Source organism: Pseudomonadota bacterium, from assembly GCA_010028905.1.
In the GTDB taxonomy this organism is placed as follows: Bacteria; Vulcanimicrobiota; Xenobia; order RGZZ01; family RGZZ01; genus RGZZ01.
Window position 1 is genome coordinate 1 of record RGZZ01000458.1, and the last position, 4,051, is coordinate 4,051.

3 protein-coding genes are annotated in these 4,051 nt (G+C 62.8%); all 3 read right to left on the bottom strand.

The window, feature by feature from the left end:
* Nucleotides 1–1,009: heat-inducible transcriptional repressor HrcA (gene hrcA / locus EB084_21105; GenBank protein ID NDD30767.1), on the bottom strand; the 1,009-nt coding region annotated here is incomplete at its 3' end.
* Nucleotides 1,010–1,266: 257 nt separating this feature from the next.
* On the bottom strand, nucleotides 1,267–3,096 hold the full coding sequence (locus EB084_21110; protein NDD30768.1) for a DUF262 domain-containing protein: 1,830 nt from the start codon (nucleotides 3,094–3,096) through the stop codon (nucleotides 1,267–1,269).
* A gap of 153 nt (nucleotides 3,097–3,249) precedes the next feature.
* On the bottom strand, nucleotides 3,250–4,051 hold an 802-nt coding region (locus EB084_21115), incomplete at its 5' end, for a radical SAM protein (protein NDD30769.1).

Consider the following 4,051-nt stretch of genomic DNA (forward strand, 5'->3'; position numbering starts at 1 on the left):
CTGCCACGATCCGGCCGACGTATTGCGCCACGGCGCGGACCGCGGCCATCGTGCCGGGGTAGTCCATGCGCGTCGGGCCGAGCACGCCGAGAGCGGCGACGCTGCGGCTGGCGCTGCCGTAGCTGGTCGCCACGAGTGAGGCTGACGCAAGCCCCTCGGTCTGGTTCTCGGCGCCGATACGGACGGTGACCGCCTCCGGCTCGGAGACTTCCGAGAGCAGGCGCAGGAGCACGACGTGCTCCTCCAGTGCCTCGAGCACCGACTGCACCTCGCCGTGGAAGTCGCCGCCGGCGCGGGCGAGGTTCGCAGCGCCGCCGAGCACCACTCGCTCCTCGCGCTGCTCGGCGACGGTGTCGAGCAGGGTCGAGACGAGGGTGCGCATCGCGGTGGCGTGGGGGCCGGAGGTGGCGGCGAGGTCGGCCACCAGCGCCGGCACGTCCGCGAGCCGGGAGCCGGCTGCGGCGGCATTGAGCTGAGAGCGCAAGAGGGCGCGGGTGTCGTCGTCCAGCGGCGCAGGCAGGTCGACCACGCGTTGCTCCACGCGGCCGGTGTCAGTCACGAGGATGAACAGCAGGCGGGTCGCGCTCACCGGCACCAACTCCACATGTCGGACGCTGGACCGCGAGAGCGACGGGTACTGCACCAGCGCGACCTGCTGAGTCAGGCGGGCGAGTAGGCGCACGCTGCGCTGCATCACGTCGTCGAGGTCGACCGAGCCGGCGAGGAATGTCTCGATGGCCCGCCGCTCGGCGCCGCTGAGGGGCTTGACGCTGGAGAGGCGGTCGACGAACAGCCGGTAGCCGGCATCCGTGGGGATGCGGCCGGCGCTGGTGTGGGGCTGGGTGATGAGGCCCTCGTCTTCCAGAGCCGCCATGTCGTTGCGGATGGTGGCAGAGGAGACCCCGAGGACGTGCCGCTCGGCCACCATCTTGGAGCCGACTGGCTCATTGGTCTGGACGAAGTCCTCGACGATCGCGCGCAAGACCGCGAGTTTGCGGTCATCGAGCATGGTGTGCTGCCCTCCGGTTCACTGCCGCCCACGGCCGATTCTTGCGCTGCGCGGGTGGCCGCCTGGCCTGTGAGTTAGCACCCGTGGGGTGCGAGTGCCAAGTGTAAAGGCAGCGGCTCAAGGCGTCAGTTCGCGAACCACGGTATCGGCGAGGAGTCGTCCTTCGTCGGTGGCCCGGTAGTGGCGCTCTTCGCCGCGAGGCCTCGGTCACGCTCTCGGCGCAACGGTCTCGACGCCTAACAGGTCTGCCTCGTTCGCTAATGAGGCCATACCGAAAAGGGCACCACTCCCTGCTGCTGTTGGTCCACTGACCAGATCTTGAGAAAGCTGTCGATAAACCACTCGGTACGTCTGAGTATGCATTCCTTGGACCAATAGTCAATTGATTCTAGGTCTCTGGTAGTGCCACTGAACGTGGAATGGTGGTAACCGTGCATCTCGACTGTGCCGTCTTCACGAAGCTTCCCTGCCTTCTTCACGGACCACTCAAGGTTCTGAATCTTCTTGTTGATCAGGTGGTCCAGAATCGTCTTGTTACCGACTAGCTCCTTAAGCTCGTCATAGTCAGACTGGATGGGATTGCCAGCCTCGTCTACGCAGGACAGGGCCTCGTACCAATACGGCGTGGGCTTCTTCGGAGCAATATGCTCGACATGGGCTTTCTTGGGCTCAAACTCAACCATTTGGTTCTCGCCGGTGAGGACCTCGTTTAGCCGGAACAACATGAACCGGGCGAGCGGAATGCTGTCTAGCGGCTGCCTCAGGTTGACACGCACGACCTCGTCACCCTTTTGATGTGACTTGATCTCCTGAAGCAACTGGTCAAAAGCGGCCGGTGCAGCGTTGCGCAAGAGCCTCGCCCAGGCCTGAAAGAGAGTCTCCAATTCCTGGGCGTTGCCGCCTGCGACCAGCCATCGAAGGACGAGGCACTCCACTGCCTTTACTAGTGTGTGGCGTTGGGCCGTCTGGAGGGGAACCGCAGAGTCCAAGACAACGAACAACAGCACTCTGTATGAATCCAGCACAGTGTCGAGTCCAGCGAACGTAAGCGCAAGGGCCTGATGCTCCGCAGGCAAATCGTCATTGCCGATTAGTTGCGCAAAAGTCTTGCCCTTCTTCTGCAGGTCGGCGAGTCTGAATGCCGTCCTCGCGGCGACGTCATTGCGATCGCCGTCATTTAGCCACTGCTCAAATCTGCTGAAGACTTCCTTGACTCGCACAGATTCGTTGCTCGGACCGTATGCGATTAGGTAGTAACGCAGGAACTGGTCGATCTGCCCCTCACCGACGTCGTCGACCAGTTCACTCCAGTCATCTGCCGCCTGCTTCGGATTGACTGCGTTCATGATCAGGAGACTCTTGACGAGGTCGCTTTGCTGCAATCCTAGACCTCGACTGTTCAAAGTCATGTAGACCTCGATCGCCTCTTGAGTAGACGAACACACGACCTTGAGCACCTGAAGGCGATCCACCATCGCGCGGTAAAAGTCATAGAGTCGTTTCAGTCGCGCCTGATCTGACTGTCCTTCTACTGAGAAATACTCTGAGACGAATTTTGCCAAGCGCAAGTAGGACTTTCGTAATTTTGCGCTGGTCTCATCTCCCTTTGACTTCACCGCCTTGCGCTCAGGATCCCCAGGATTACGGACGACGCAATCAAAGAAGGTCTTCTTGATGTGTTCGTTCGCTTCAAACCGAGCCAAACCCTCGGGCAGATTTCTGAACAGGGTCGAGACGATGTCATGACCGACGTCGAAGGCCATTCCCCCCACACCAGGCTGGGGCTGCAGAACCCTGTCTGGAATCTCAAATACCTGGTCGCGAAGAATTGCAATCAGAATGAAAATGGTCGTCAGACGCTGTTGGCCGTCGATCACCTGCGATGTGCCGTTGAGATTGTCCTGCAAGACAATCAATGAGCCGAGAAAATGGTCGCGATCGTGCTCAAATGCGAACACAACGTCGGACCAGAATGCATCAATTTGAGGCGTTTCCCATGCATAGTTTCGCTGAAACGCAGGGACTGAGAATGAAGAGGCGGTCATGAAGCTTCCCAGCTTCTCAACGCCGCCAACCGCCTGAACCATTCAGATTCCCCCTCAGAATCACATTCGACTGGTCGAGTGGAGTGAGCCTATAGGACTTCTTGATGTCAGACTCAAGGCGTCGGATCGCGAACCACGGCATCTGCGAGGAGCCGGCCTGCATGCTCCGATGGCCGCTCGTCGCACGGCCTCTGCTCAGGGCGTCAGTTCGCGGACCACGGCATCTGCCAGGAGCCGGCCGGCGTCGCTGAGCACGGCCCGGCCACCCTGGAGGGCCTCGGCCTCGAGCAGGCCGTCTCGGGCGAACTCATCGGCGCGCACGCGCGCCTCGGGGGTGAGCACGCCGGTGCTGATGCCCTCTCGCAGGCGTAGGCCGAGCATCACGTGCTCCAGGGTCTGGCCGGCTGCATCCACATCTTCTGCCCCGGCGACCGGAAGGCTGCCGGCGACGAGGTCACCGGCCCATCGCGCGGGATGCTTGTGGTTCCACCAGCGCCGGCCGCGCATGTGCGAGTGAGCCCCCGGGCCGACTCCCCACCAGTCGTGGTTGTGCCAGTACACGAGGTTGTGCCGGCAGTGCGCGCCCGGCTTCGCCCAGTTGCTCACCTCGTACCAATGGAAGCCGGCGGCGCGCAGGGCTGCGTCGATGAGTTGGTAGCGCTGCGCCGCGGTGTCGTCGTCGGGGACAGGGATGTCGCCGCGTCGGACATGGGCGGCAAGCCGCGTGCCCGGCTCGACGATGAGGGAGTAGGCGCTGACATGGTCCGCGCCGCTGCTGATGACGTCGTCCAGGGTGCGGCGCAGGTCGGACTCGGTCTCCCCCGGTGTGGCGTAGATGAGGTCGATGTTGATGTGCTCGAAGCCGGCGGCTCGGGCGTCCGCGACGGCCCGCAGCGTGCGCCCGGGGGTATGGCTGCGCTCGAGCACCCGCAGGACCGATGCGGCGCTGCTCTGGTGGCCGAAGGAAACCCGGGTGAAGCCGCCGGCGCGCAGGGTC

Bases quoted from the DNA above. Each gene is read 5' to 3' on its own strand.
- EB084_21110 (NDD30768.1), bottom strand. From the start codon at position 3,096: ATGGTTCAGGCGGTTGGCGGCGTTGAGAAGCTGGGAAGCTTCATGACC.